This is a genomic window from Pseudonocardia sp. 73-21, assembly GCF_001899645.1.
Lineage (GTDB): Bacteria > Actinomycetota > Actinomycetes > Mycobacteriales > Pseudonocardiaceae > Pseudonocardia.
The window spans coordinates 1-26,749 of sequence record NZ_MKVV01000008.1 but is presented as its reverse complement, the minus strand read 5'-3'; the positions used below and the strand labels follow the sequence as shown (position 1 = coordinate 26,749).

General features: G+C 72.5%; 23 protein-coding genes. 2 read left to right on the top strand and 21 right to left on the bottom strand.

What is annotated here, in order from left to right; translation table 11 throughout:
* Positions 1 to 82: 82 nt before the first annotated feature.
* The 13 genes from tyrS to BGP03_RS01180 are packed head-to-tail and all read right to left on the bottom strand — an operon-like array spanning position 83 to position 13,284.
* A complete protein-coding gene (tyrS, locus tag BGP03_RS01240) occupies positions 83 to 1,381 on the bottom strand; it encodes a tyrosine--tRNA ligase (protein ID WP_296377034.1) in 1,299 nt (432 codons plus the stop codon).
* A 48-nt stretch (positions 1,382 to 1,429) separates the two neighbouring features.
* Positions 1,430 to 2,440, bottom strand: coding sequence for an iron-siderophore ABC transporter substrate-binding protein (locus BGP03_RS01235; protein WP_298799830.1), 1,011 nt, complete (start codon positions 2,438 to 2,440; stop codon positions 1,430 to 1,432).
* 19 nt (positions 2,441 to 2,459) lie between these two features.
* A complete protein-coding gene (locus BGP03_RS01230) occupies positions 2,460 to 3,065 on the bottom strand; it encodes a DNA-3-methyladenine glycosylase (RefSeq protein WP_296377044.1) in 606 nt (201 codons plus the stop codon).
* A 29-nt stretch (positions 3,066 to 3,094) separates the two neighbouring features.
* Positions 3,095 to 4,351, bottom strand: coding sequence for an aminotransferase class I/II-fold pyridoxal phosphate-dependent enzyme (locus tag BGP03_RS01225; protein ID WP_298799829.1), 1,257 nt, complete (start codon positions 4,349 to 4,351; stop codon positions 3,095 to 3,097).
* Positions 4,348 to 5,778 (bottom strand): argininosuccinate lyase, encoded by a 1,431-nt coding sequence (argH, locus tag BGP03_RS01220; RefSeq protein ID WP_296377030.1) that lies wholly within the window; start codon positions 5,776 to 5,778, stop codon positions 4,348 to 4,350. Before argH ends, BGP03_RS01225 begins: the two co-directional genes overlap by 4 nt.
* Positions 5,778 to 7,208 carry an argininosuccinate synthase gene (gene argG, locus BGP03_RS01215; RefSeq protein ID WP_296377028.1) on the bottom strand — a complete coding sequence of 477 codons (1,431 nt, stop codon included), beginning with the start codon at positions 7,206 to 7,208 and terminating at the stop codon, positions 5,778 to 5,780. Before argG ends, argH begins: the two co-directional genes overlap by 1 nt.
* A 23-nt stretch (positions 7,209 to 7,231) precedes the next feature.
* On the bottom strand, positions 7,232 to 7,717 hold the full coding sequence (locus BGP03_RS01210) for an arginine repressor (RefSeq protein WP_296377026.1): 486 nt from the start codon (positions 7,715 to 7,717) through the stop codon (positions 7,232 to 7,234).
* The gene (gene argF, locus BGP03_RS01205) at positions 7,714 to 8,634 is read right to left on the bottom strand and encodes an ornithine carbamoyltransferase (protein WP_298799828.1); all 921 of its coding nucleotides are present in this window, start codon (positions 8,632 to 8,634) and stop codon (positions 7,714 to 7,716) included. Before argF ends, BGP03_RS01210 begins: the two co-directional genes overlap by 4 nt.
* On the bottom strand, positions 8,631 to 9,800 hold the full coding sequence (locus BGP03_RS01200) for an acetylornithine transaminase (protein ID WP_296377022.1): 1,170 nt from the start codon (positions 9,798 to 9,800) through the stop codon (positions 8,631 to 8,633). The genes argF and BGP03_RS01200 overlap by 4 nt, the downstream gene beginning before the upstream one ends.
* Complete coding sequence (argB, locus tag BGP03_RS01195) at positions 9,797 to 10,699, bottom strand: acetylglutamate kinase (protein ID WP_296377020.1); 903 nt, start codon at positions 10,697 to 10,699, stop codon at positions 9,797 to 9,799. The genes BGP03_RS01200 and argB overlap by 4 nt, the downstream gene beginning before the upstream one ends.
* Positions 10,683 to 11,843 (bottom strand): bifunctional glutamate N-acetyltransferase/amino-acid acetyltransferase ArgJ, encoded by a 1,161-nt coding sequence (argJ, locus tag BGP03_RS01190; protein ID WP_298799827.1) that lies wholly within the window; start codon positions 11,841 to 11,843, stop codon positions 10,683 to 10,685. The genes argB and argJ overlap by 17 nt, the downstream gene beginning before the upstream one ends.
* Positions 11,840 to 12,865, bottom strand: coding sequence for an N-acetyl-gamma-glutamyl-phosphate reductase (gene argC, locus BGP03_RS01185; protein ID WP_298799826.1), 1,026 nt, complete (start codon positions 12,863 to 12,865; stop codon positions 11,840 to 11,842). The genes argJ and argC overlap by 4 nt, the downstream gene beginning before the upstream one ends.
* Before the next feature lie 32 nt (positions 12,866 to 12,897).
* Positions 12,898 to 13,284 carry a hypothetical protein gene (locus BGP03_RS01180; RefSeq protein ID WP_296377015.1) on the bottom strand — a complete coding sequence of 129 codons (387 nt, stop codon included), beginning with the start codon at positions 13,282 to 13,284 and terminating at the stop codon, positions 12,898 to 12,900.
* Between the two features lie 144 nt (positions 13,285 to 13,428).
* Here BGP03_RS01180 and BGP03_RS01175 point away from each other — a divergent pair, with 144 nt between their 5' ends.
* Positions 13,429 to 14,124, top strand: coding sequence for a DNA alkylation repair protein (locus BGP03_RS01175; RefSeq protein WP_296377012.1), 696 nt, complete (start codon positions 13,429 to 13,431; stop codon positions 14,122 to 14,124).
* A 61-nt stretch (positions 14,125 to 14,185) separates the two neighbouring features.
* Here BGP03_RS01175 and BGP03_RS01170 read toward each other — a convergent pair whose 3' ends face one another.
* Positions 14,186 to 15,631, bottom strand: coding sequence for a carboxylesterase family protein (locus BGP03_RS01170; RefSeq protein ID WP_298799825.1), 1,446 nt, complete (start codon positions 15,629 to 15,631; stop codon positions 14,186 to 14,188).
* A 96-nt stretch (positions 15,632 to 15,727) separates the two neighbouring features.
* On the opposite strand from BGP03_RS01170, the gene BGP03_RS01165 reads away from it, so the two are divergent.
* On the top strand, positions 15,728 to 16,270 hold the full coding sequence (locus tag BGP03_RS01165) for a hypothetical protein (protein WP_296377008.1): 543 nt from the start codon (positions 15,728 to 15,730) through the stop codon (positions 16,268 to 16,270).
* A gap of 156 nt (positions 16,271 to 16,426) precedes the next feature.
* Here BGP03_RS01165 and pheT read toward each other — a convergent pair whose 3' ends face one another.
* The 7 genes from pheT to uvrA all read right to left on the bottom strand — a co-directional run bounded on the left by pheT (position 16,427) and on the right by uvrA (position 26,308).
* Positions 16,427 to 18,907, bottom strand: a complete 2,481-nt coding sequence (gene pheT, locus BGP03_RS01160) for a phenylalanine--tRNA ligase subunit beta (RefSeq protein WP_298799824.1) — start codon at positions 18,905 to 18,907, stop codon at positions 16,427 to 16,429.
* An 11-nt stretch (positions 18,908 to 18,918) separates the two neighbouring features.
* The gene (gene pheS / locus BGP03_RS01155; protein WP_296377005.1) at positions 18,919 to 19,974 is read right to left on the bottom strand and encodes a phenylalanine--tRNA ligase subunit alpha; all 1,056 of its coding nucleotides are present in this window, start codon (positions 19,972 to 19,974) and stop codon (positions 18,919 to 18,921) included.
* A gap of 879 nt (positions 19,975 to 20,853) precedes the next feature.
* On the bottom strand, positions 20,854 to 21,663 hold the full coding sequence (locus tag BGP03_RS01150) for an RNA methyltransferase (RefSeq protein WP_296377042.1): 810 nt from the start codon (positions 21,661 to 21,663) through the stop codon (positions 20,854 to 20,856).
* A gap of 10 nt (positions 21,664 to 21,673) precedes the next feature.
* Entirely contained in the window at positions 21,674 to 22,057 is a 384-nt protein-coding gene (gene rplT / locus BGP03_RS01145) for a 50S ribosomal protein L20 (RefSeq protein WP_298799822.1), read from the bottom strand.
* A gap of 47 nt (positions 22,058 to 22,104) precedes the next feature.
* Positions 22,105 to 22,329: a 50S ribosomal protein L35 gene (gene rpmI / locus BGP03_RS01140; RefSeq protein WP_296377000.1), complete on the bottom strand. Its 225-nt coding sequence runs from the start codon at positions 22,327 to 22,329 to the stop codon at positions 22,105 to 22,107.
* A 43-nt stretch (positions 22,330 to 22,372) separates the two neighbouring features.
* Positions 22,373 to 23,041, bottom strand: coding sequence for a translation initiation factor IF-3 (gene infC, locus BGP03_RS01135; protein ID WP_296376998.1), 669 nt, complete (start codon positions 23,039 to 23,041; stop codon positions 22,373 to 22,375).
* A gap of 345 nt (positions 23,042 to 23,386) precedes the next feature.
* Entirely contained in the window at positions 23,387 to 26,308 is a 2,922-nt protein-coding gene (gene uvrA / locus BGP03_RS01130) for an excinuclease ABC subunit UvrA (RefSeq protein WP_296377040.1), read from the bottom strand.
* Positions 26,309 to 26,749 lie beyond the last annotated feature (441 nt).

The window sequence follows — 26,749 nt, the reverse complement described above, 5'->3', positions numbered from 1 at the left end:
TGGAGAAAGTTACACGGTGCTTCCAGGGCCGTTTCACGGGGGGTCACTTCGGTGCGTTTCCCCTGTTCAGACCCGGTTTTCGTCAGACTTCGACGAGAGTGGCCCGCGCGCCGGCCAGGTTGCGCTTGCCGCGCCGCACGACGAGCCAGCCCCCGGGGAGGAGGTCACTCTCGGCCGGCGCCCACTGCTCGTCGGTCACCTTGACGTTGTTGACGTACGCCCCGCCCTCCCCCACCGCGCGCCGGGCGGCCCCACGGCTGTCGACCAGCCCGGTGGCCACGAGCAGGTCCACGATCGTCGGCCGTTCGTCGAGCCGGATCGAGGTGGTGGGTACCTCGGACAGCGCGGCGTCGAGCGTGCCGGGGTCGAGTTCCCGCAGCTCGCCGCGCCCGAACAGCGCGCTGCTGGCGGCCACCACCTGATCGGTCTGGTGCCGGCCGTGCACGAGCGTCGTCAACTCCTCGGCCAGGCGTCGTTGTCCGGCGCGCAGATGTGGCCGTTCGGCGACATCCCGCTCAAGCGCGTCGATCTCCTCGCGGTCCAGGAACGTGAACAGCCGCAGGTAGTGCCCGACGTCGGCGTCCGCGACGTTCACGAAGTACTGGTACCAGGCGTACGGCGACGTGATGGCGGGGTCGAGCCAGATGTTGCCGCCCCCGGTGGACTTCCCGAACTTGCGCCCCTCCGCGTCCGTGACGAGCGGCATCGTCAGCGCATGGGTGGCCGCTCCCTCGACGCGCCGGATCAGGTCCACCCCACCGACGATGTTGCCCCACTGGTCGGAGCCACCGATCTGCAGGCGACACCCGTGCTCGCGGAACAGGTGCAGGTAGTCCTGGCTCTGCAGGAGCAGGTAGCTGAACTCCGTGTAGGACATGCCGTCCCCGGCCAGCCGGCGCTTCACCGTCTCCCGCGCGAGCATCGTGTTGATCGAGAAGTGCTTCCCGACGTCGCGCAGGAACTCCAGGGCGGACTGCTGCCCGGTCCAGTCGAGGTTGTTGACCACCAGCGCCCCGGTGGGCGTGCCGTCGAACTCCACGAACCGCTCGAGCTGCCCCCGGATCCGCCCGGCCCACTCCCCCACGACGTCGAGGGTGTTCATGGTCCGCTCCCCGGTGTCGCGGGGATCACCGATCATCCCGGTGGCGCCGCCCGCCAGGACGATCGGCCGCGCCCCGGCCCGTTGGAAGCGCCGCAGCGTGAGCAACGGCACGAGGTTGCCCGCGTGCAGGCTCGGCGCCGTCGGGTCGAAGCCGCAGTAGAGCGTCAGCGGGGCCGGGGGGGTCGACGACACCGCCAGGTCACGGCGCAGCGCGTCGCGGTCGGTGCTCTGCGCGATGAGGCCGCGCCATTCCAGCTCGTCGAGGATGTCCGTGCTCACGGTGCCGATCCTTCCCCACCAGGCACGCGGCGCGCACAGCGGTTCCGGTCAGGGCGTGGCCACGGCCTTCGCCAGCTCCGCGGGCATGGTGTCGAGCAGCTCGGGCAGGCTGAGCACGCTGCTGAACGACAGCGCGGCGGACCGGCGGTCGTCCGGCACCAGCACCTTGCCGTCCCGGACGACCCGCAGCGACGAGTAGCCGGGCAGCGCCTCGAAGCTCGCCCGCTCCTGGGCACTGGCGGTGATGAGAACCACGAGGTCGGCGGTGTCGAGGCGGCTGAGCTCCTCGGTGCTGATCGTGGCGTAGAAGGCGTTGCCCGCGAGGCGGTCGACGTCCGGCGGCACCGTCATCCCGAGCGACGAGAAGAACCGCGCGCGCAGGTCCTGGGACCCCCACACGAAGTAGTTCGCGGTGTCGGCGCTGCTCGGCCGGGCCCCGGCCACCGTCTTCCCGGCCAGCGCCGGGTACTGCGCGCGGGCGGCGGCGAAGCGCGCCTCCAGGTCCGTCACGAGCTTCTCCGCCTCGGGGGCCCTACCCAGCGCCGTACCGGTCATCCGGGTGGCGTCCTGCCAGGGCGTGCCGTAGTCGACGTACTGCGCCGGCGCCGCCAGCACGGGCGCGATCCGCGAGTAGGTGTCGTACTGCTCCCGCGTCAACCCCGCCGAGATCGCGACGATGAGATCGGGCCGCAGCGCCGCGATCGCCTCGGTGCTCACCTCGCCGACCGGGAGCACCTGCGGCCTCTGCCCCTGCAGCCGGTCCTGCGCCCACGGCCACGTGGCCGACGGCTGCTGGCCGGTGAACTCGCGGATCGCCACCGGCACCACACCGAGCGCCAGGATCGCGTCCTGGTCGGTGTACCCGAGCGACACCACCCGCTGCGGACGCTCCGTGATCGCGGTGGTACAGAACTTCTGCGTGACGGCGACGGGGAACACCCCGTCGCCGGGGGCAGCCGGCTGCGGGTTGTCCGTCCCCGCACCGCAGGCCGACAGGACGAGGAGCGCCACCACTGCGGTGACGAGGACGCGGGGAGGCGGGAACCAGGCAGAGAGCACTAATAGAGGTTAGGCTGCCCTACTTTTTTCGTCCGGATCGGTACGCGCTGACCTCCGGCGAACCGTCCAGCCAGAACCGCCAGGGCAGGTCGTGCGCCGCCGCGACCCCCACCCGCGGGCCGCTGCGCACCTGCGCCGGGTCGACGGGTGGGCCGGCCAGCACGCGCACGGGCGACGCCGGCGAGGTCACGTCGACGCCGTTGTGCTCGCGGCCGAGCCCGAGCAACGACGCGAGCCGGGCCGGACCGCGGGCGAGGTCCACCGACCGCCGGGCCGTCGGCCGCCGGGCGTGGGCCGTCGGCAGGTCCGACACGACCTTCCCGGCCCGCAGCAGCACCGCCCCGGCGTCGCCGTCGTCCAGGCAGCTGATGTTCGCGCAGAAGTGCATGCCGTAGACGAAGTAGACGTAGAGGTGGCCGGCCGGGCCGAACATCACGCCGTTGCGCGGGGTGCGGCCGCGGAAGCTGTGCGACGCAGGGTCGTCGGCGCCGCGGTAGGCCTCCACCTCGACGAGTCGCACCGCGACCGTGCCGTCCGGGGTGTCGGACTCGACGGTGCAGCCGAGCAGCCGCACGGCCGCGGGGAGCACGTCGTGCACGAGCTCCCCGCGGTCCAGCAGGCTCAGGCGGCCTTCAGCGTCGATGAGCGTTCCGCCTACGCTCCACGCTGCGCGATCGCCAACTTCACGCACACGGCAACCCCGGCCATGGCCTTCTCGACCTCGTCGAGCACCGGGAACGTCGGCGCCAGGCGGATGATCGCGTCCCGGGGGTCCTTGCCGTACGGGTGCGTGGCGCCTGCCGGGGTGAGCGCGATGCCCGCCTCTTTGGCCAGCTTCACGATCTCCGACGCGCAGCCGTCCGGCACCGTCAGGGTGACGAAGTAGCCGCCCTTCGGCGTGGACCAGCTGACGCCGGGGGTGTCGGCGAACTCCTCGGTGAGGATCCGCTCGAGCACCGCGAACTTCGGCCCGATGATCTCGCGGTGCTTGCGCATGTGGTCGGCCACACCCGCCGCGTCGCGCAGGAACAGCGCGTGCCGCAGGTGGTTGGTCTTGTCCGGGCCGATGGTGCGCTTGCCGGCCAGCGCCAGCCACCACTTCACGTTGGCCTCGGACGCCCCGAGGAACGCGACGCCCGCGCCGGCGAGGGTGATCTTCGACGTGGAGCCGAAGACGAACACGCGGTCGGCGTGACCCGCCTCGGTGGCCAGGGCGAGGATGTCGGCCAGCGGCGCCGGCTCCTCGGTGAGCGTGTGCACGGCGTAGGCGTTGTCCCACATGATGCGGAAGTCGGGAGCCGCCGTGGTCATGGTGGCGAGCCGCTTGACGACCTCGTCGGAGTACACCGCGCCCGTCGGGTTGGAGTACTTCGGCACGCACCAGATGCCCTTGATCGCCGCGTCGCCGGCGACCAGGCGCTCGACCTCGTCCATGTCGGGGCCGTCGTCGGTCATCGCGACCGGGATCAGCTCGACGCCGAGGCGCTCGCACAGCGCGAAGTGGCGGTCGTAGCCCGGCACCGGCGCGAGGAACGCGACGCGCTCCTCCTCGATCCAGCGCTTCGGCGAACCGGGCATCGCGTTGAGCAGGGCGTTGACGACGGTGTCGTGCATGAGCTCGAGGCTGCCGTTGCCGAACGCGATGAGCTGGCCGACGGGCACCTGCAGCGTGTCGGCGAAGATCTCGCGGATCTCCGGGAGACCCTGGATACCCTGGTAGTTGCGGGTGTCGGTGCCGTCGGCGGCCCTGTAGTGATCCGGGCCCAGCAGGCTCAGCATCGGCGTGGCCAGATCGAGCTGGGCGGCCGAGGGCTTGCCCCGGGTGAGGTCGAGCTTCATGCCCTGGGCGACGAGCGCCTCGTAGTCGGCACGGGCGGCGTCCACATCGGGACGCGCCGGGTCGGTGCTCATGTACTTCCTCCGGTCGAGAAGGCGGCGCGGGCGGCGGTGGCCGCGGCGCGCAGGTCGTCGAGCTGCTCGGCGACGCGCTCCCCCGCGGTACCCCCGCGGGCGTTCCGCGAGGCTATCGAGCCGGCCACCGTCAGTACCTCACGCACCCTAGGCGTGAGCGCGGGGTGCACGGCAGCGAGTTCGGCGTCGGTGAGATCGGCCAGGCCGACACCGTGCCCGTCCACAACACTGCGACCCTCCGCCGCACGGACGCATCCACCCGCCGCTTCGTGGGCCACCCGGAACGGGACGCCCTCGCGGACGAGCCATTCGGCGACATCCGTCGCGAGGGTGAAACCGGCCGGCGCCAGCTCGGCGAGCCGGTCGGTGTGGAACTCCAGTGTGGCGATCATCCCCGCGACCGCGGGGAGGAGGAGCTCCAGCTGCTCGACCGAGTCGAACAGGGGTTCCTTGTCCTCCTGCAGGTCGCGGTTGTAGGCCAGCGGCATGCCCTTGAGCGTGGCCATGAGCCCGGCGAGGTTGCCGATGAGCCGACCGGCCTTGCCGCGCGCCAGTTCCGCGACGTCGGGGTTCTTCTTCTGCGGCATGATCGAGCTGCCGGTGGAGAACGCGTCGTCGAGCGTGACGTAGGAGAACTCCGCCGTGGCCCAGACGATCACCTCCTCCGCGATGCGGGAGAGGTCGACGCCGATCATGGCCAGCACGAAGGCGGCCTCGGCGGCGAAGTCGCGGCTCGCGGTGCCGTCGATGGAGTTCGCGCTCGACGAGTCGAAGCCCAGCTCCTTCGCCACCGCCTCCGGGTCGAGGCCGAGCGACGACCCGGCCAGCGCACCCGACCCGTAGGGCGACACCGCGGCGCGCTTGTCCCAGTCGCGCAACCGGTCGACGTCGCGCAGCAGCGCGTGGGCGTGCGCGGACAGGTGGTGGCCGAGCAGCACCGGCTGGGCGTGCTGCAGGTGCGTGCGGCCGGGCATGGGCGCGTCCGGGTGGGCGGCGGCCTGGCCGACGAGGGCCTCGACCACGTCGAGCACGCCGTTGCCGACCCGCACCACCGCGTCGCGCAGCCACATCCGGAAGAGCGTGGCGACCTGGTCGTTGCGGGACCGGCCGGCGCGGAGCTTGCCGCCCAGCTCCGGCCCGGCCCGCTCGATGAGCCCGCGCTCCAGGGCGGAGTGCACGTCCTCGTCGTCGGGCGCGGGGCCGAACGCGCCGGAATCGACATCGGCGCCGAGCTTGGCCAGCGCGTCGAGCATGCCGGTGAGCTCGTCGTCGGTGAGCAGGCCCGCGACGTGCAGGACGCGCGCGTGGGCCACCGACCCGCGGACGTCGTAGGGGGCCAGGCGCCAGTCGAAGTGGGTGGACTTCGACAGGGCCGCCAGGGCATCGGCCGGGCCGGACGCGAACCGGCCGCCCCACAGGCCCGCCATCAGTCGGTACCCGCTTCCAGGGCGGCGTGGTCGAGGGAGGTCTCCGCACCGTCGGCGCCGTCGCGGGCCGCCGCGATCTGGTCGAAGCCGCCCGAGGGCAGCTCGCCGAAGAGCGTGCCGTGCTCGACGAGCACCGTGCCCTGGTCCTGCGGCTGCCCGGCGTAGGCCTCCAGCTTGGCGCGGGAGTCGGCGATGTCGAGGTTGCGCATGGTGAGCTGGCCGATGCGATCCGCGGGCCCGAAGGCCGCGTTCTCGACGCGCTCCATCGAGAGCCGGTCGGGGTGGTAGGAGAAACCGCTGCCCTGGGTGTCGACGATCGTGTAGTCGTCGCCGCGGCGCAGGCGCAGCGTGACGGTGCCCGTGACCAGCGACGCGATCCAGCGCTGGACCGACTCGCGCACCATGAGCGCCTGTGGGTCGAGCCAGCGGCCCTCGTAGAGCAGCCGGCCCAGCTTGCGGCCCTCGTTGTGGTAGTTGGCGACGGTGTCCTCGTTGTGGATCGCGTTGACCAGCCGCTCGTAGGCGGCGAACAGCAGCGCCATCCCGGGCGCCTCGTAGATGCCGCGCGACTTGGCCTCGATGATCCGGTTCTCGATCTGGTCGGACATGCCCAGGCCGTGGCGGCCGCCGATGGCGTTGGCCTCCTGGACCAGCGCCACCTGGTCGGCGAACCGCCTGCCGTTGAGGGCCACCGGGTACCCGGCCTCGAACGTGATCGCGACGTCCTCGGTCTCGATCGCGACGGACGGGTCCCAGAACTTCACGCCCATGATCGGCTCGATGGTCTCGAGGGACACGTCGAGGTGTTCGAGGGTCTTCGCCTCGTGCGTGGCACCCCAGATGTTCGCGTCGGTGGAGTACGCCTTCTCGGCCGAGTCGCGGTAGGGCAGGCCGTGGGCGGTGAGCCACCGGCTCATCTCGTCGCGCCCGCCCAGCTCGGAGACGAAGTCGGCGTCGAGCCACGGCTTGTAGATGCGCAGCTCGGGGTTGGCGAGCAGGCCGTAGCGGTAGAACCGCTCGATGTCGTTGCCCTTGAAGGTGGAGCCGTCGCCCCAGATGTTGACGTCGTCGGCCTGCATCGCGCGCACCAGCAGTGTGCCGGTGACGGCGCGGCCGAGCGGTGTGGTGTTGAAGTACGTGCGGCCCCCGGAGCGGATGTGGAACGCGCCGCAGGCGAGGGCGGCGAGCCCCTCCTTCACCAGCTGCGGCTTGATGTCGACGGCGCGCGCGATCTCGGCGCCGTACTGCTTGGCGCGGACGGGCACACCGGAGATGTCCAGCTCGTCGTACTGGCCGAGGTCGGCGGTGTAGGTGCAGGGGATCCCGCCCTTGTCACGCATCCACGCGACCGCGACGGAGGTGTCGAGGCCCCCGGAGAACGCGATGCCGATGCGCTCGCCCTTGGGCAGGGAGCTGAGGACCTTGCTCACGGGATGTCGCTCCTTGGTAGGGGTCAGAGATCGCGCAGGAGCGCGACGAGTTGGGCGCCGGTGAGGGGCTCGCGGGCCACCACCATGAGGGTGTCGTCGCCGGCGATGGTGCCGACGACGTCGTGCAGTGCGGCGCGGTCCAGTGCGCTGGCCAGGTAGTGCGCGGCCCCCGGCGGGGTGCGCAGCACGGCCAGGTTCCCACTCGCGTCCGCGGACACGAGCAGGTCCCCCAGCAAGCGCGCCAGGCGGGCGGTGCCGCCCTCGATACCGCGGACGGGGCTCCCGTCGTCGGGGATGACGTAGACGGGGGTGCCGCCGTCGGCGCCGCGGAGCTTGACCGCACCCAGCTCGTCCAGGTCGCGGGAGAGCGTGGCCTGGGTCGTGCCGATGCCGTCGGCCTCCAGCAGGGTGAGCAGCTCGCTCTGGCTGTGCACCTGGCGCTGGGTGATCAGCTCGACGATGCGGGCCTGCCTCGAGACGCGCGACCGTCCCCCCTGGACCGCCGTCATGTCCCGAGCAGCCACGTGAGCAGGGCCTTCTGGGCGTGCAGCCGGTTCTCGGCCTCGTCCCAGACGGCGCTGGCCGGGCCGTCGATCACCTCGTCGGTGATCTCGTCGCCGCGGTGGGCGGGCAGGCAGTGCAGCACGATCGCGCCCTCGGCCGCGCGGGCGAGCAGGTCGGCGTTGATCTGCAGCGGCCGGAACGGGGCCGTGCGGTCGAGACCGTCGTTCTCCTGGCCCATCGACACCCACGTGTCGGTGACGAGCACATCGGCGCCGTCGACGGCGGCATGGGGGTCGGCGATCAGCTCCACACCACCGCCGGTCTCCGCCGCGCGGGTCTTGGCGTCGCGCAGCACCTCGGCGTCGGGCAGAAATCCCTCCGGGGCCGAGACCCGCACGTGCATGCCGGCGGTGGCGCCGCCGAGCAGCAGCGAGTGGGCCATGTTGTTGGCGCCGTCACCGAGGTAGGTCATGGTCAGCCCGGCGAGGTGCCCGAAGCGCTCGCGGACCGTCTGCAGGTCGGCCAGCACCTGGCACGGGTGGAACTGGTCGGTGAGCGCGTTGACCACCGGAACCGTTGCGGCGCCTGCCATCTCGGTGATGCGCGACTGGTCGCCCGTGCGCCAGACGATGGCGTCGACGAAGCGTGACATCACCCGGGCGGTGTCGGCGATGGTCTCGCCGCGGCCCAGCTGGCTCGACTGCGCGTCGATGATCAGCGGGTTGCCGCCGAGCTGGGTGATGCCCACCTCGAACGACATGCGCGTGCGCGTGGAGGACTTGTCGAACAGCACCGCGACGGACTTCGGGCCCCCCAGGGGCCGGTGGCCGAAGCGGTCGGCCTTCATGGCGGCGGCGAGGTCGAGGACCTCGGCCTGCTCGGCGGGGGTCAGGTCGTCGTCACGGAGGAAGTGCCTGGTCATGAGGCCGAGTCCAGGATCGCGGGCAACGCGGTGAGGAACTCCCCCGCCTGCGCCTCGGTGAGCACGAGCGGCGGGGCCAGCCGGAGCCGGTCGGGCACCGCGTTGTTGACGAGGAACCCGGCGTCGCGGGCACCCGCCGCCACCGCGGCGGAGACCGGCTCGCCGAGCAGGATGCCGATGAGCAGCCCGGCGCCGTCGACGCCGCGGACCAGCGGGTGGCCCAGCGCCTCGACGCCCGTGGTGATCGTCTTCCCCACGAGGTTCACGTGCTCCAGCAGGCCGTCGGAGGCGATGGTGTCGAGCACCGCGAGCGCGGCGGCGGCGCAGACGGGGTTGCCACCGAACGTGGTGCCGTGGTGACCCGGTTCGAGCAGCGCGCCGGCGGCGCCGATGCCGATGCAGGCCCCGATGGGCAGGCCGCCGCCGAGGCCCTTGGCCAGGGTGACCACGTCGGGGACGACACCGGCCGTCTGGTGGGCGAACCAGGCGCCGGTGCGGCCGATGCCGGTCTGCACCTCGTCGAGGACGAGCAGGGCGCCGCGGGACGCGGTGATCTCCCGCGCCGCCGCGAGGTACCCGGGAGGCGGGGTGACCGCGCCGGCCTCACCCATGATCGGTTCGAGGAAGACGGCGGCGGTGTGCTCGTCGACGGCGGCGTCGAGCGCGGCCACGTCCCCGTAGGGCACGTGGGAGACGCCGGGCGTCATCGGCTCGAACGGGGTGCGCTTGGGCGGCTGGCCGGTGAGCGCGAGCGCGCCCATCGTGCGGCCGTGGAAGGCGTCCTCGGCGGCGATGATGTTCGGGCGGCCGGTGAGCCGCGCCATCTTGAACGCGGCCTCGTTGGCCTCGGCGCCGGAGTTGCCGAACACCACACGCCCGGGCTGGTCGAGCAGCTCCAGGAGTCGCTCGGCCAGCGCCAGCGGCGGCTCGGTGATGTAGAGGTTGGACGTGTGGCCCAGCGTGGAGATCTGCCTCGTGACGGCCTCGACCACGGCGGGGTGCGCGTGGCCGAGGGCGTTGACGGCGATGCCGCCGAGCAGGTCGAGGTAGCGGCGGCCGTCGGCGTCCCAGACCTCGGCGCCGCTGCCGCGCACGAGCGTGAGCGGCGGGGTGCCGTAGTTGTTCATCATCGCGGCCTGCCACCGCGTGTCGAATGCCTCGGTCATGGGATCACCATCGTTCCGACTCCCTCAGTGGTGAAGACCTCGAGCAGCACCGAGTGCGGTACCCGCCCGTCGATCACGTGTGCCTGGCCGACCCCGCCGCGCACCGCGCGCAGACACGCCTCCATCTTCGGGGCCATGCCGCTCTCCAGCTCCGGGAGCATCGGCTCCAGCTCGGCCGCGGTGAGCGAGCTGATGACCGACTCCGGGTCGGGGTAGTCGGCGTAGAGCCCCTCGACGTCGGTGAGGACGACGAGCTTGGCCGCGCCCAGCGCTGCGGCGAGTGCCGCGGCGGCGCTGTCGGCGTTGATGTTGTAGACCTGCCCGTCGACGTCCGGGGCGATGCCCGCGACCACGGGGATACGGCCGGCGCGGACGATGTCGAACACGGCGTCGGGGCTGACCTCGACGACGTCGCCGACCAGCCCGATGTCGACGGCCTCGCCGCCGACCAGCGCCGTGCGCTTCTCGGCGGTGAACATCCCGGCGTCCTCGCCCGACAGGCCCACGGCGTAGGGGCCGTGCTGGTTGATCAGGCCCACGAGCTCGCGCCCGACCTGCCCGACCAGCACCATCCGCACCACGTCGATGGTCTCCGGGGTGGTGACGCGCAGCCCGCCGCGGAACTCGCCCGGCAGCCCGAGCCGCTCGAGCATCGCGCTGATCTGCGGTCCGCCGCCGTGCACGACGACGGGCAGCACCCCGGCGAGGCGCAGGAACACCATGTCGCGGGCGAAGGCCTGCTTGAGCTCGTCGTCGATCATGGCGTTGCCGCCGTACTTGACGACGACGACCTGCCCGTGGAACCGCTGCATCCAGGGCAGGGCCTCGGCGAGGATGCCGGCCTTCTCGCCGGCTCTCTTCAACCGGGCCGCGGTGCCGTTCTCAGGAAGAGTAGGCACTGTTCTCCTCCACGTACGCGTGCGAGAGATCCGTGGTGAGGACCTCCGCGCTGCCGTCGCCCAGCCCGAGGTCGATCTCCACCAGCACGTCGACGCCCGAGAGGTCCGCGCCGTGCCGGTCACCCGCCGCCACGCCGTCGCGGCACATGGGCACGCCGTTGATCGTGATCGACAGGTGGTCGGCCGCGACCTCGGCGGCCGAACGGCCGACGGCCATCGCGATGCGGCCCCAGTTGGGGTCGCAGCCGAAGAAGGCGGTCTTGCAGAGGTTGTCCTGCGACACGGTGTGGGCCACCGTCAGCGCGTCGGCCTCCGAACGGGCGCCCGAGACCGCCACCGTGACGTGCTTGGTGGCGCCCTCGGCGTCGGCCTGGAGCTGGCGGCACAGGTCGGCGCAGGTGGCGGTGACGGCGGCGGCGAGCTGGTCGACCGTGGCCCCGACGCCCGACGCGCCCGAGGCCAGCAGCAGCACGGTGTCGTTGGTGGAGGTGCCGCCGTCGACGTCGAGGCGGTTGAACGTCTGTCCGACGGCGGTGCGCAAGGCCTTACCGCAGGTGGCGGCGTCGGCGGCCGCGTCGGTGGTGAGCACCACCAGCATCGTGGCCATGTTGGGGGCCAACATGCCGGCGCCCTTGGCGAACCCGCCGACGCTGAACCCCGAGGGATCGACGGTCAGCGCCTGCTTGGCGTGGGTGTCGGTGGTGAGCACCGCGGTGGCGGCGGCCGCGCCGGCGTCCGGGGTGGCGGCGAGCCCGGCGGCGGCCTTCTCGACGCCGGCCAGCACGACCGGGCGGGGCAGCTGCTCGCCGATGATGCCGGTGGAGCAGACCGCGATCTCCACGGCTCCGCAGCCCAGCAGCTCGGCCGCCTTCTCCGCGGTGGCGTGGGTGGTCTGGAAACCGTCCGGGCCGGTGCACGCGTTGGCCCCGCCCGAGTTGAGGACGACGGCCCGCAGCGCGCCGCCCTCCAGGATCTGGCGCGACCAGAGCACGGGAGCGGCCTGCACCTGGTTGGTGGTGAACATGCCGGCGGCGGCGGTACCGGGGCCGTCGTTGACCACGAGCGCGAGGTCGGGCCGCTCTCCGTCCTTGAGGCCGGCGGCGATGCCCGCGGCCCGGAAACCCTGCGGGGCGGTGACGCTCACGGTGCGACTCCCGTCAGGGGCAGGCCGGCGCCCTCGGGCAGGGAGAGGGCGATGTTCATGCACTGGATGGCCCCGCCCGCGGTGCCCTTGGTGAGGTTGTCGATGGCGGCGACCGCGATCATGCGGCCCGCGTCGGCGTCGACCGTGACCTGCATCTGCACGGTGTTGGAGCCCAGGGTGGCCGAGGTGGTGGGCCAGAAGCCCTCGGGCAGCAGGTGGACGAACGGCTCGTCGGCGTAGGCCTTGGCGTAGGCCTCGCGGATGTCACCGGCCGACGCCGTGGTGGCCGCCGAGCACGACGCCAGGATGCCGCGCGGGAGCGGGGCGAGGACCGGGGTGAAGCTCACGGACACATCCCTACCCGAGGCCACCGACAAGTTCTGGATGATCTCGGGGGTGTGGCGGTGGGTTCCCCCCACCCCGTAGGCCGAGAGCGAGCCCATGACCTCGCTGCCCAGCAGGTTGGGCTTGAGCGACTTTCCCGCCCCCGACGTGCCGCTGACGGCGGTGATCACGACCTCGGGCTCGATCAGGCCCGCGACCAGCGCGGGGACGAGCGCGAGGCTCGACACGGTGGGGTAGCAGCCGGGAACGGCGACCCGCTTGGTGCCGCGCAGCGTGTCGCGGGCGCCGGGGAGCTCGGGCAGGCCGTAGGGCCAGCTGCCGGCGTGCTCGCCGCCGTACCAGCGGATCCAGGCGGTGGGGTCGGTGAGCCGGTGGTCGGCGCCGCAGTCGATCACGAGGACGTCGGGGCCGAGCTGAGCGGCGAGCTCCGCCGACTTCCCGTGCGGCAGCGCGAGGAAGACGACGTCGTGCCCGGCGAGCGTCTCCGCGGTGGACTCCTGCAGCACACGGTCGGCCAGCGGGACGAGGTGCGGCTGGTGCTCGCCCAGTCGCGATCCCGCGTTGCCTCCCGCCGTGAGCGCTCCGATCTCCACCTCGGGATGGGCCAGCAGCAGCCGGAGGAGCTCTCCCCCGGCGTACCCGCTGGCTCCCGCCACCGCGATCCGCACCATGCGCATGACTATGCACCATCGCGGAAACCGATGCAAACTCATTCGCCCGACCGGGCCGGCCACGACCGCACGCCGACGTCGTCGAGCCGGTGCTCGAGCTCCGCATCGACCGGCCAGCAGGCCGCGAGCGCGGCCAGGCCGTCACCGATCTCGGCCGCGAACGACGGCGGCCGACCCTGCGCCGAGAGACTGGAGCGGATGGCCTCGGTGGGCTCGGCCCGGGTGAGCACCGGCTCGGCGACCCGCGCCGAGGTGGTGGCGCGGTGGGAGCTCAGGCCACCGGACCCGCGACCGCAACCGCCGTCCGGATCACGCTCGTCCTTGGCGCAGACCAGGCCGATCCAGACCAGCTCCCCCTCGATGCAGTGGTCGTCGTCGTTCTTCCGCAGACCCCGCGTCCTGCTCGTGGCGACGAGCACCCTCATCTCCGACCTCCCGATGGCCCACTGTGGGCCGACGGCCGAACTGCAGCAGCGAGGACCGACGGAACAAGGCCGGCAAGATCGATTGCTGCGGAGTTGTCCACAGGCCGCGCGGTTCTGTCGGGGGTCGGTCCTACAGTCCCGGGTATGAGCCTCGCGCTGGTCACCGCGGTCCGCGACGGGCTCGCGACGCGCGCGGATCCGGACGCGGCCGTCTCGATGCAGGCGTACATGAAGTCGGCGATGCCGTTCCGCGGCGTCGCCAAGCCCGCGCGGGAGGGCCTGCTGCGGGAAGTGGTGGCGGCGCACCCCGTCCCCGACGCGCCCGCGCTGCTCGCCGAGGTCCGTGCGCTGTGGGACGGGGCGACCTTCCGCGAGGAGCGCTACCTGGCGCTCGCGGTGCTCGGGCACCGGCGGTACCGGGCCTGGGCGGAGCCGGGCTGGGTGGCGGACCTGTTCCAGGGCTGGATCGTCGAGGGCGGCTGGTGGGATTTCACCGACGAGATCGCCAACCGGCACGTGGGGCCGCTGGTGGCGGCGCACGGGCTGGCGCCGCTGATGCGGGAGTGGTCGGTGCACCCCGACCGCTGGCTGCGCCGCACGTCGGTGATCTGCCAGCTCGGCGCCAAGGACCGTACCGACCTCGGGCTGCTCACCGACGCGATCGAGGCCAACCTCGGCGACCCGGACTTCTTCCTGCGCAAGGGCATCGGCTGGGCGCTGCGGCAGTACTTCCGGACCGACCCGGAATGGGTGCGGACGTTCGTCGACACCCATCCCGCCCTCTCCCCGCTGTCCCGGAGGGAGGCGCTCAAGCACCTGCGCAGCGCATCGTCCGCGTGAGATGAACACCATGGGGAGCAACCCCTGCTGGGAGCCCGATGGTGTTCATCTCACGCGTGCCTCAGCGGATTCCGTCCCACAACTCGCGGATGTCGCCGCGCGGGTTGGTGATGGTCTCGACGGTCGCACCGAAGGTGCGGACGGTGCGCTGCCCGCCGTAGGGCTCCCAGCCGGGGTCGCCGTCGGTCGCGAAGGCCACCCAGGCGCCGTGCATCGCGTCGGCGAGCTCCTGCGGCGCGTCCGGGCCGGTCAGGCCGCGGGCGGTGGTGAGCGTGTCGAAGACGAAGCCCAGCTCCAGCGCGTGGCACGCCCCCAGCCGGCCGTCGAGCAGCGAGGACGCCCAGTCGAACTCGTAGACGTGCGCCCCGTGCGCCTCCGCGAGCCGGACCGCGGGGATGCGGAAGAACCAGTCGCTCATCACGTCGGCGAGCAGCATCCCGGGGGACGCGTCCGGCGCCAGGGCGCGGTAGGCGTCCAGTGCGCCGTCGGGCAGCCGGTACGCACCGGCGAGCGCCGCGAGCATCGGCTCGGTCGCCGCCCGGTCGGTGCCGGCGGGCACCAGGAACAGCCGGTGCTCGTCGCGGTTGGAGCCGATCATGATCGCGACGTCGGCACTCGCCCCGCCCACGACGGCCTCGATCGGCAGCTGCGGCAGCACCTCGCCGTCGACGACGGGCTCGAAGACCATGCCGTTGGCGGCGATCTCACCCCATTTCCCGGGGTCAGGGCTGACCGCGGCGTCGGCGCTGAGCGCCTTCTGAACCTCCAGCAGCCGCTCCCACGGGTACGCGGAGAGCGCCTCCGCGGTGGCGTCGACCCCGAGGACCTCGGCGGCGTAGCCCGCGACCCGGGACGCCGTCGCCGCACTGATCGCGTGGTGGCCCCCGCCCGACTGCAGGATCGCCCGGTGGAACAGCCCGCGCGCCGACGGCATGGCCAGCAGCGCGCCCACGCTCATCGCCCCGGCCGACTCCCCGAACACCGTGACGTTGTCGGCGTCCCCGCCGAAAGCGGCGATGTTGTCGCGCACCCACGCCAGGGCGGCGACCTGGTCGAGCAGGCCGCGGTTCGGGTCGGAGCCGTCGACGTGCAGGAACCCCTCGATCCCGAGGCGGTAGTTGACGCCGACGAGCACGACGCCGTCACGGGCGAAGGCGGTGCCGTCATAGGTGGGCAGCGACGACGAGCCGTTGACGAACGCGCCGCCGTGGATCCAGACCATGACCGGGCGCGCCGAGCCGCCCTCGGGGGCCCAGACGCTCAGGTTGAGGATCTCCTCACCCGGGATGTGGAGCGCCGGGAGCATGTCCGTGAACGGTGCCGGGTAGCCGGGGGCGGGGGCGGTCGGGCCGTGCTCGAGCGCGTCGCGGACGCCGTCCCAGCTCGGGGCGGGCGCCGGCTTCCGGAACCGGTGCTCGCCGAACGGCGCTGCGGCGTAGGGGATGCCCAGGTAGCGGGCCACGCCGTCGGTCACCTCACCGCGGACCTCGCCCGCGGTCGTCTTCACCACTGAGTGCATACCTGCAGTCTTACCCCGGATGCTCCCGAACGCCCACGGAACCGGGAGGTGTCCCGCTACCGTCGCCGTGTGCGATGCGGGTGGGTGCCGGTCCTCGTGGCCGCGGTGCTGCTGGGCGGCGCGTCGGCGGCCTGCACGGCAGTCGTACCCGGAACGCCGGGCGCCGCGGCACCCCAGGTCGCCGATGACCCGAGCCCGAGCCCGACCACCGCCGGTCCCCGCTCTGCGCTGGTCGCCGACCCGATCCCCGACGAGTGCCTGCTCAACGCGTCGGAGTTCGGGGCGCTGGTCGGCGGGGCCGTGCGCCCGCCCGAGGAGGCCACGGTCGACCGCGGCGACGGCTCCCGTGGGTCGAGCTGTGTCGTCACCGCGGGCAGCGACCCGATCGCCATGATCAACGTCTACCGGGTGCGCACGGGGACTCCGGCCGACTACGTGCGCGCGGGTGGGCGGCGCCTGCTCGCGGGCGTCGGCGAGGCCGCAGCTGTGATCGACACCGCCGCCGGGCCCACCTTGCAGGTGGCCTCACCCGCCTACCTCGTCACGATCCTGGTGTCGGGCCACCGGCCGGCCGACGAGGCCTGGCGGGCCGCAGCCTCCGCGGCCCTCTCCCGGCTCCCGGCCTGATCCGGCCGTCCGGACACCCCCGGCCCGACCAACGACCCGACTCCGGCGACCCGCGCGGTGGCAACGGCTGACTCGCGCACCGAAAACCGCCGACTCGCGCACCCGAAACCGCCGACTCGCGCACCGAAAACCGCCGACTCGCGGGTCAGGCGTGGGTCAGGCGCGGAGGGCCGCCTGGTGGCGGTCCACCGCCACCGCCACCGCCGCGTCGCGTGCGGCGTTGGCCTCCTCGTGCGTCAGCGTCCGGTCGGGGGCGCGGAAGCGCAGCGTGTAGGCGAGCGAGCGCTTGCCCTCCCCCACCTGCTCACCGGCGTAGACGTCGAACAGGCGCACGTCCTCCAGCAGCTCTCCCCCGCCGTCGACCAGCGCGTCGGCGAGCGTCGCCACCGGCACGTCGTCGGCCGCGACCAGCGCCACGTCCACTGCGATCGGCGGGTAGGGCGAGATGCGCGGCGCGGGGCGGGACTCGTCGAGCGGCAACATGTCCAGGTCGATCTCCATCGCGCACGTGCGCGCCGGCAGCCCGAGCGCCTCGACGACCTTCGGGTGCAGCTCGCCCGCGTGCCCGACCGGGAAGTCCCCGACGCGCAGCGAGGCGCAGCGCCCCGGGTGCCACGGCGCGAGCTCGGCCTTCTCGACGCGCAGCTCCACCCCGGCGGCCCGCCCGGCCAGCAGGGCGGCGTCCACCGCGTCGGCCCAGCTCACGGCCCGCCCGGCGCCCCACCAGCCGCGGGCCTCGCGGGCGCCGGCCAGCACGGCGCCGACGTGCAGCGGCTGAGCGGGCAGGGCGGCCTCGATCTGCGCGATCTCGGCGTCGGTGGGCCGGGAGTCGACGCCCGGCTCGGGCATCGGCACCGGGTTGCGGTGCGGCAGCACGACCTGGCCGAGCGTGTAGAGCGCGACGTCGGTGAGGCCGCGGGACCTGTTGCGCGCCAGCATGTCCAGCAGTCCGGGCAGCAGCGTGGTGGCCAGCTCGGCGCGCTCGGCGTCGAGCGGGTTGAGCACGCGGACGGTGCGGCGGCGCACGTCGTCGGCGGGCAGCCCGAACGCGTCCCAGGTGCGGGCGTCGACGAACGGGAACGGCAGGACCTCGACGTAGCCGTTCTCGGCCAGCGAGCGCGACACAGCGCGGCGGCGCAGCTGGGTGGGGGTGAGCCCGTGCCCGGACGGCGCCGAGGGCAGCACCGACGGGATGACGTCGAAGCCCTCCAGCCGCAGCACCTCCTCGACGAGGTCGGCGGGCTGCAGCAGGTCCGGACGCCAGGACGGCGGGGTGGCGACCACGCCGCCGCGGCCGTCGTCACCGGTGGCGAGCTCCACGGTGCAGCCGACCTGGGTGAGCCGCGTGACGGTGGCGCCGGGCTTGTACTTCACCCCGGCGACGCGGTCGGGCAGGTCCAGCGGCATCCGCACGGGCGCGATCGCCGGAGCGGCGCCCGCGTCGGTGCGGCCGGCAGCGATCGTGCCGCCGCCGTGCTCGACGAGCAGCAGCGCGGCCCGCTCGGCGGCGACCGGCGGCAGCTGCGGGTCGACCGTGCGCTCGAAGCGCTTGGACGCCTCGCTGGGCAGCTTGTGCCGTCGCGCGGCGCGCGCGATGACGGCGGGCTCGAAGTGGGCGGCCTCGATGAGGACGTCGATCGGGCCCTCACCAGCAGAGATCTCCGTCGAGGCACCGCCCATCACGCCCGCGAGCCCAATGGGGCCGGAGTCGTCGCTGATCAGCAGGTCATCGGGGTCGAGGCTGCGCTCGGCGTCGTCGAGGGTGGTGAGCTTCTCGCCCTTCGCGGCCCGGCGCACCACGATGTCACCCTTCAGCTTGCCCGCGTCGTAGGCGTGCAGCGGCTGACCGAGCTCCAGCATCACGTAGTTGGTGACGTCGACGACCAGCGAGATCGGGCGCATCCCGGCCGCGAGCAGACGGCGCTGCATCCACCACGGGGCGGGCGCGGCCGGGTCGACGCCGTCGACGCGACGGGCGACGAACCGCAGGCAGCCCGGGTCGTCGAGCGTGACGGGCCAGGCGGCCTCCAGCGACTCGGTGACCGGCACGCGCGCAGCGGGGTCGGTGTAGTCGTCGCCCAGAGCCGTCGCGATCTCCCGTGCGAGCCCGCGCACGGAGAAGCAGTAACCGCGGTCGGGGTTGACGTTGATGTCGAGCACCGTGTCGTCCAGGCCCAGCAGCGGCATCGCGTCGTCGCCGGGCTCGCCGGTGCCGGGCGGCAGCACGAGGATGCCGGCGTGGTCGGCGCCGATGCCCAGCTCCTTCGACGACGCGATCATGCCGTCGGAGGTGTGGCCGTAGGTCTTGCGCGCGGAGATCGCGAACCCACCGGGCAGCACGGCCCCCGGCAGCGAGACGACGACGAGGTCACCGACGGCGAAGTTGCGGGCGCCGCAGATGATGCCGTTCGTCTGGTCCGGCCCGACCTGCACCTGGCACCAGCGGATCGGCTTCTTGAGGCCGGTGAGCTCCTCGATCTCCCTGACCAGACCGACGACGATCGGGCCGGTGATCGACGGCGGCTCGATGACCTCCTCGATCTCGAACCCGACGCGCACGAACGCGTCGCCGGTCTCCTCGGGGGTGGGCAGATCGCCGGCGACGTGCTCGGACAGCCAGCTCAGGGGAACGCGCACTGCACAGGCTCCTAGATACCGAAGGACTGACTGAACCGGACATCACCCTCGACCATGTCGCGCATGTCGGGGATGCCGTTGCGGAACATCAGCGTGCGCTCGAGGCCCATGCCGAACGCGAAGCCCGAGTACACCTCGGGGTCGACGCCGCAGGCCCGCAGGACGTTGGGGTGCACCATGCCGCAGCCGCCCCACTCCACCCAGCCGGCGCCGCCCTTCTTCTCCGGGAACCAGACGTCGGGCTCGGCCGACGGCTCGGTGAACGGGAAGTACGACGGGCGCAGCCGGATCTTCGACTCGGGGCCGAACATCGCCGCGGCGAACGCGTCGAGGGTGCCCTTGAGGTGGGCCATGGTGAGGCCCTTGTCGATCGCGATGCCCTCGACCTGGTGGAACACCGGGGTGTGGGTGGCGTCGAGCGCGTCGGTGCGGAACGTGCGGCCCGGGCAGACGACGTAGACGGGCAGGTCCCGGCCCAGCAGCGCCCGGATCTGCACCGGGGAGGTGTGGGTGCGTAGGACCAGGTTCTCGTCGTTCCCCTCGAGGTCGGCGAGGTAGAAGGTGTCCTGCATCGAGCGCGCCGGGTGGTCCTTGCCGAAGTTCAGCGCGTCGAAGTTCAGCCACGACGACTCCACCTCGGGGCCCTCGGCCACCTCCCAGCCCATCCCGACGAACACGTCGGCGATGCGCTCGGAGATCTGCGTGAGCGGGTGGCGCGCGCCGCGGGGGGTGCGGTCCCAGGGCAGCGTGACGTCGACGGCCTCCTCGGCCAGCACGCGCGCGTCGCGCTCGGCGGCCAGCACCTCGCGACGGGCGTCGAACGCCTCCTGCGCCTCCTGGCGGGCGGCGTTGACGCGCTTGCCCGCGTCAGCCCGCTCGGGGCCGGGCAGCGAGCCGAGCTCGCGACGCGCCAGCAGCAGCGGGGCCTTGTCGCCCAGGTGCGCGGGCTTGACCTCCGCGAGGGCGGCCAGATCGGCGGCACCGTCGAACGCCGCGCGCGCCGCGGTGACGGCGGCGGCCAGTGCGTCCGGGTGCAGCGGGTTCATCACGTCCGTGCTCTCTGTCATGGTGTCCCGATCCTAAGGGGCGCCATGACCCGGTTACGCAGGCGGACCGGCCTGCGCCGCGAGGGCGCGGAAACCCGAGTCGTCCACGGTCCACGGGGCCGGCCGGCCCGCGGCCACCCCGTTGCGGCCCGGGGCGAGCAGGTGGTCGTCGAGGGCCGCGGTGTCCCCCCACCCGGGCCGCGGCGTGGGCGATGGCCGCGTTCGGGTCGTGGCCGACCGGCTCCACCCCGGAGGACGGGGGTGCTGTCGGCCCAGCCCGGCCGATGCACCGTGAACGCCGCCCACGCCGACTCCCGTCGAGACGCCGGTCCGAGCCGGTCCCAGACCGGCCAGAGCTGCGCGACGCCGTCGGGGTACCAGCGCGTCCACGACGACCCGGGCGCGTCGGCGGCCACCGCCTACGTCCCCGCCCGCCACAGATGCTCCTCCATCGCCGCCCGGATCCCGGCGGCCCGGCCCGCACGGAGCCGGCCTGCGGCCGGGTCGCCGAACGGCGTAGTCGTCGAGGCACTGCTGGGCCTCCGCGTCGTCGAGCAGGTACTCGGCGTCGTAGACGGGGATCACCGCCGTCCGTCCCGGCGGCCGCAGCCTGGCCCCGATCGCGTCGGCGACGGCGTCGAGATCCCGCGGACCGGCCGCAGGAACCCGGCCGCGCCCGGATCGGCCCGCGTCCACGCCGCGACGAGCGACAGGAACGGGCCCGCGTGGGCGGCGGTCGAGTCGTAGGTCGGGACGCGCGAGTACGCGACGCAGCCCCTTCTCCCCCACCTGGCCCCCGCACGACGGCCGACGCCGCACGACGCCACACGGTCACGTGAGGCTGTCGGCGGTCCTCGATCGACCGCCACGAGTGACGATGTGACGGACGGGGGCGGGCGGTCAGCGGCGGGCGGCGACGCTCGCGTAGAGGCAGATCGCGGCGGCCGTCGCGAGGTTGAGACTCTCGGCGTGGCCGTGGATCGGCACCCGGACGCGGTGGTCGGCGCGCTCGGCCACGGCCTCCGGGACGCCGTGGGCCTCGCCGCCGAACACCCAGGCCACGCGGCCACCCAGCACCGCCGCGGCGGCGGGGTCGTGCAGGTCCAGCTCGCCGTCGCCGTCGGCGACGAGCAGCACGAGGCCCGCGGCACGGCAGGCGTCGAGGGCGGCCAGGGCGTCGCGTTCGCGGGCGAGCGGGAGGTGGAACACGCTGCCGGTGGACGCGCGCACGGCCTTGCCGTTGTGCGGGTCGACGGTGTCGCCGGCGAGCACCACGGCGTCCGCCCCGGCGGCGTCGGCCACGCGGATGACGGTGCCGGCGTTGCCGGGGTCGCCGATGCCGGCGCACACGGCGACGAGCGACGGGGCGCCGGTCAGCGCCCGGTGGAGCGGAACGTCGAGCAGGTCGCAGACGGCGACGAGACCCTGCGGGGTGACGGTGTCCGACAGCGACTCGGCGGCGCGGTCGTCGACCGGGCTGATGCGGGCGCCGGCGGCGCGGGCCTCGATGAGCAGCCCGGGGTTCCGGTCGGCCGCGGCCGGCGTCACGAACAGGTCGTGGACGTGGCCGAAGCGCACCGCCTCCCGGACGGCCTGCGCCCCCTCCACGAGAAAGCGCCCGGCCCGATCGCGCCCCGCGCGGCGCAGCAACTTGCGTGCTGCGACGACGCGCGGGGTCCGTTCGGAACCGAGCGCTGTTGCCTCGCTCAGGCTGCCCTGCTCAGGCGGCGCTGTCGGCGGCCGGCTGGGCCGGCACGTTCGCGCGGGCGATCTCGACCAGCGCGGCGAAGGCGGCGGGGTCGGTGATGGCGATCTCCGACAGCACCTTGCGGTCCACCTCGACCTCGGCGATCTTGAGGCCCTGGATGAAGCGGTTGTAGGTCATGCCGTTGGCGCGCGCGGCCGCGTTGATCCGGGTGATCCACAGCTTCCGGAAGTCGCCCTTCTTGGCGCGACGGTCCCGGTAGGCGTAGTTCATCGAGTGGAGCATCTGCTCCTTGGCCTTGCGGTACAGCCGCGACCGCTGGCCGCGGTAGCCACTCGCCAGCTCGAGGGTGGAGCGACGCTTCTTCTGAGCGTTGACCGCGCGCTTCACGCGTGCCATGGGTGTGTCCTTACATCAGGGGGCGGAAAAGGGCAGTGGGGCGGAACTCAGATGCCGAGCATCCGCTTCACGCGCGAGGTGTCGGCCTTGTTGACCTCGACGACGCCGGAGAGGTCGCGGGTCTCCTTGCTCGACTTGACCTCGAGCCGGTGACGCAGACCGGCCTGCTGGCGCATGAGCTTGCCGCCACCGGTGACCTTGACGCGCTTGGACATGCCGCTGTGCGTCTTGCTCTTGGCGTTCTTGACGTGGTTACGGTTCTTCTTGGGCATGGCTGTTCCTACTCACTTCGTCTCGCGGCGGTCGGGACCGCCGTCAGGCCTGCTGCGCGTCGGCACCCTGCACGTCGGCGTTCTCGGCCTCGGCGTGCTCGGACTCCGGCGTGGCAACACGCGCGCGGGTCGGCGGCTTCTTGTTCGGAGCGATCACCATCGTCATGTTGCGACCGTCCTGCTTCGGGGTCGCCTCGACCACACCCAGGTCAGCCACGTCCTCCGCGAGGCGCGTGAGCAGCCGGAACCCCAGCTCGGGGCGGGACTGCTCGCGGCCACGGAACATGATCGTGACCTTGACCTTGTTGCCGCCTTCGAGGAAGCGCCGGACGTGCCCGCGCTTGGTCTCGTAGTCGTGCTTGTCGATCTTCGGTCGGAGCTTCTGCTCCTTGATCGTGGTGAGCTGCTGGTTGCGGCGGGACTCCCGGGCCTTCTGCGCGCTCTCGTACTTGAACTTGCCGTAGTCCATGAGCTTGCAGACCGGCGGGCGGGCCTGAGCCGCGACCTCGACGAGGTCGAGCTCGGCCTCCTGCGCGAGCCGCAGGGCGTCCTCGATACGCACGATGCCGACCTGTTCCCCGTTCGGTCCGACCAGCCGGACCTCGGGAACGCGGATGCGGTCGTTGATGCGCGTCTCTGTGCTGATGGGGTCTCCTCGTATCGACGTCGGTGGCGCGACGGAGCGAAGACCCGAACGGACGAGCCCATGCACCTACGGTGCATCGGCGGACCGGACCCGGACACCGTCGGTGTCGCGGGTGGGAGCGGGGCTCCACTTGATCGCCTTGTCAGATGTGACGTGCTGACGCACGAGACACCGAGCGACAAGGTGGTCGCATTGCCGAAGGATACACGAGCCGGACACCCGCCCGCCCCCACCCCGAAAAGGTAACGACGGACACCGTGCCCCGCGCGCCTACTTCGACTCCTCCGCCGCCTCCCGCGCGCCGTCGAACGTGCGTCACCCACAGTGGTACTTCACCGACAGTGGTACTTCACCGACAGTGGTAACACGGTCGACGCACGGTGGTCGGCCACCGGGCGGGTGGGCGGCTGCTCAACTCGCGACGGGCGCCTTCTTCTGCCGGCCCGGGGCGCGCTTGGCCGGCGCCTCCTGCGGTCTGACGAGGCCCCGGAGGAACTCGCCGGTGTAGCTGTCGGGATGGGCCGCCACCTGCTCGGGCGTGCCCTGCGCGACGACCGTGCCACCGCCCGACCCACCCTCGGGACCCATGTCGATGATCCAGTCCGAGGTCTTGATGACGTCGAGGTTGTGCTCGATGACGATCACCGAGTTGCCCTTGTCGACCAGCCCGTTGATCACCAGCAACAGCTTGCGGATGTCCTCGAAGTGCAGGCCCGTGGTGGGCTCGTCGAGGATGTAGACCGTGCGGCCGTTGGACCGCTTCTGCAGCTCGGAGGCCAGCTTGACGCGCTGCGCCTCACCGCCCGAGAGCGTGGGTGCGGGCTGGCCGAGCCGCACGTAGCCCAGGCCGACGTCGACGAGGGTGTCGAGGTACCGGCTGATGCTGCTGATGGGCGCGAAGAACTCGGCACCCTCCTCGATGGGCATGTCGAGCACGTCGGCCACGGTCTTGCCCTTGTAGTGCACCTCGAGCGTCTCGCGGTTGTAGCGGGCGCCCTTGCAGACCTCGCACGGCACGTAGACGTCGGGCAGGAAGTTCATCTCGATCTTGATGGTGCCGTCGCCGGAGCACGCCTCGCAGCGCCCGCCCTTGACGTTGAACGAGAACCGGCCGGGCTGGTAGCCGCGCACCTTGGCCTCGGTGGTGGCCGCGAACAGGGTGCGGATCTTGTCCCACACGCCGGTGTAGGTGGCCGGGTTGGAGCGCGGGGTGCGGCCGATGGGCGACTGGTCGACCCGCACCAGCTTGTCGAGCTCCTCGAGCCCGGTGATGCGGGTGTGGCGGCCGGGTACCTGGCGGGCGCCGTTGAGCTTGTTGGCCAGCACCGTGGCCAGGATGTCGTTGATCAGCGTGGACTTGCCCGAGCCCGACACCCCGGTGATCGACACGAGGGCGCCGAGCGGGATGGCGACGTCGATGCCGCGCAGGTTGTGCTCCCGCGCCCCGACGATCGTCAGCTTGCGCTTGGCGTCGAGCTTGCGGCGCTTCTCCGGCACCGGGATGGAGCGCCGGCCCGACAGGTACGCACCTGTGAGCGACGTGTCGTGCGACTCCAGCCCGTCGACCGGCCCGCTGTAGACGATGTGGCCGCCGTGCTCCCCCGCGCCGGGCCCGATGTCGACGGCCCAGTCGCACGCGCGGATGGTGTCCTCGTCGTGCTCGACGACGATGAGCGTGTTGCCGAGGTCGCGCAGCCGGACCAGCGTCTCGATCAGCCGGCGGTTGTCGCGCTGGTGCAGGCCGATGGACGGCTCGTCGAGGACGTAGAGCACCCCGACCAGGCCGGACCCGATCTGCGTGGCCAGCCGGATGCGCTGCGCCTCGCCGCCGGACAGCGAGCCCGCGGCCCGCGACAGCGACAGGTAGTGGAGCCCGACGTCGAGCAGGAAGCCCAGGCGGGCCTGGACCTCCTTGAGGATGGCGCCGGCGATCATGGCCTGGCGCTTGTCGAGCACCATGCCGCCGAGGAAGTCTGCGCACTCGGCCACCGACATCGCCGAGACCTCGGCGATGGAACGCTCGCCGTGCTCGCGGTGGGAGAGCGTGACGGCGAGGACCTCGGGCTTGAGCCGGGCGCCCTTGCAGACCGGGCACGGCACGTCGCGCATGTAGCCCTCGTAGCGCTCACGCTGCGAGTCGGACTCGGTCTGGTCGAGCCGCCGGTCGAGGAACGGGATGACGCCCTCGTAGCTGGCGTAGTACGAGCGCTCACGGCCGTAGCGGTTCTTGTAGCGGATGTGCACCTGGTCGTCGCTGCCGTGCAGAACGGCCTTCTGCGCGGCGGCGTCGAGCTTGCGCCACGGGGTGTCCATGCGGAAACCGATGGCCTTGGACAGGCCCTCGAGCAGGCGGCCGAAGTACTCGGCGGAGTGCCCGCCCGCCCACGGGGCGATCGCGCCGTCGGCCAGGGAGAGATCGGGATCGGGGACGACGAGCTCCGGGTCGACCTCCTTCTTGATGCCCAGGCCGACGCACTCGGGGCACGCGCCGTAGGGCGAGTTGAAGGAGAACGTGCGGGGCTCGAGGTCGTCCATCGCCAGCGGGTGGCCGTTGGGGCAGGCCATGCGCTCGGAGAAGCGGCGCTCGCGGTGGGGGTCGTCGTCGGGCAGGTCGACGAAGTCGAGCACGATCAGCCCGTCGGCCAGGCGCAGGCCGGTTTCGACCGAGTCGGTGAGCCGCTGCTTGGACGACGCCTTCACCGACAGCCGGTCGACCACCACGGAGATGTCGTGCTTCTCCTGCTTCTTGAGCTTCGGCGGGTCGGTGAGCGGATGCACCGTGCCGTCGACGAGCACGCGGGAGTAACCCTGCTGCTGGAGGGTGGAGAAGAGGTCGACGAACTCGCCCTTGCGGGTGCGCACCACGGGCGCGAGCACCTGGAAGCGCACGCCCTCCTCCATGGCGAGCACCTGGTCGACGATCTGCTGCGGCGTCTGCTTCTCGATGACGTGGCCGCAGACCGGGCAGTGCGGGACGCCGGCGCGGGCGTAGAGCAGCCGCAGGTAGTCGTAGACCTCGGTGATGGTGCCGACCGTGGACCGCGGGTTGCGGTTGGTGGACTTCTGGTCGATCGAGACCGCGGGCGACAGGCCCTCGATGAAGTCGACGTCGGGCTTGTCCATCTGCCCGAGGAACTGGCGCGCGTACGCGGACAGGGACTCGACGTAGCGGCGCTGGCCCTCGGCGAAGATCGTGTCGAACGCGAGGCTGGACTTGCCCGACCCGGACAGCCCGGTGAACACGACGAGGCTGTCGCGCGGCATGTCGAGATCGACCCCGCGCAGGTTGTGCTCGCGCGCGCCGCGCACGACCAGCCGCGAGCGCGCGTCCACCGCGGTGGTGGCGGCGACGGCCGTCCCGTTCGTACTGGGCCCGTTCGTGCTGGGATCGACCACGGGTGATGCCTCCTGGGTTCCGGGAGCCGGTCGGCGATGCGGCACCGGACCGTCCGACCATGCTAGGCGCGGGCACCGACAGGATCGGATCGGCCGGGGGCGGCCCCGGCTGGCGGGCCGTTCGCGGAGCCGAATGCGCCTCGACGAGGATCGCACGCGTGTTCGATCTCCGCGCGTCGGGGTCGGCGGCCCGCTCGGCGCACCGGCCTCGTCCAGAACGGCCCACAGGGCGACGGGGGACATCGGCTCATGATCGGCGCGCACCGCACCCGACGGCCGCACCGAGGACGGTGCCGCACGGACCGCAACGATCATGAACAGGGATGATCGCCTCCCGCCGCACCTCGCCGTCTGCGGGCCGCACCTCGCCGTCTGCGG

Bases quoted from the DNA above. Each gene is read 5' to 3' on its own strand.
- BGP03_RS01225 (WP_298799829.1), bottom strand. From the start codon at position 4,351: ATGAGCACCGACCCGGCGCGTCCCGATGTGGACGCCGCCCGTGCCGAC.
- argH (WP_296377030.1), bottom strand. From the start codon at position 5,778: ATGGCGGGCCTGTGGGGCGGCCGGTTCGCGTCCGGCCCGGCCGATGCC.
- BGP03_RS01210 (WP_296377026.1), bottom strand. From the start codon at position 7,717: ATGACGGCGGTCCAGGGGGGACGGTCGCGCGTCTCGAGGCAGGCCCGC.
- argF (WP_298799828.1), bottom strand. From the start codon at position 8,634: ATGACCAGGCACTTCCTCCGTGACGACGACCTGACCCCCGCCGAGCAG.
- BGP03_RS01200 (WP_296377022.1), bottom strand. From the start codon at position 9,800: ATGACCGAGGCATTCGACACGCGGTGGCAGGCCGCGATGATGAACAAC.
- argC (WP_298799826.1), bottom strand. From the start codon at position 12,865: ATGCGCATGGTGCGGATCGCGGTGGCGGGAGCCAGCGGGTACGCCGGG.
- BGP03_RS01180 (WP_296377015.1), bottom strand. From the start codon at position 13,284: ATGAGGGTGCTCGTCGCCACGAGCAGGACGCGGGGTCTGCGGAAGAAC.
- BGP03_RS01175 (WP_296377012.1), top strand. From the start codon at position 13,429: ATGAGCCTCGCGCTGGTCACCGCGGTCCGCGACGGGCTCGCGACGCGC.
- pheS (WP_296377005.1), bottom strand. From the start codon at position 19,974: ATGACAGAGAGCACGGACGTGATGAACCCGCTGCACCCGGACGCACTG.
- rplT (WP_298799822.1), bottom strand. From the start codon at position 22,057: ATGGCACGCGTGAAGCGCGCGGTCAACGCTCAGAAGAAGCGTCGCTCC.
- rpmI (WP_296377000.1), bottom strand. From the start codon at position 22,329: ATGCCCAAGAAGAACCGTAACCACGTCAAGAACGCCAAGAGCAAGACG.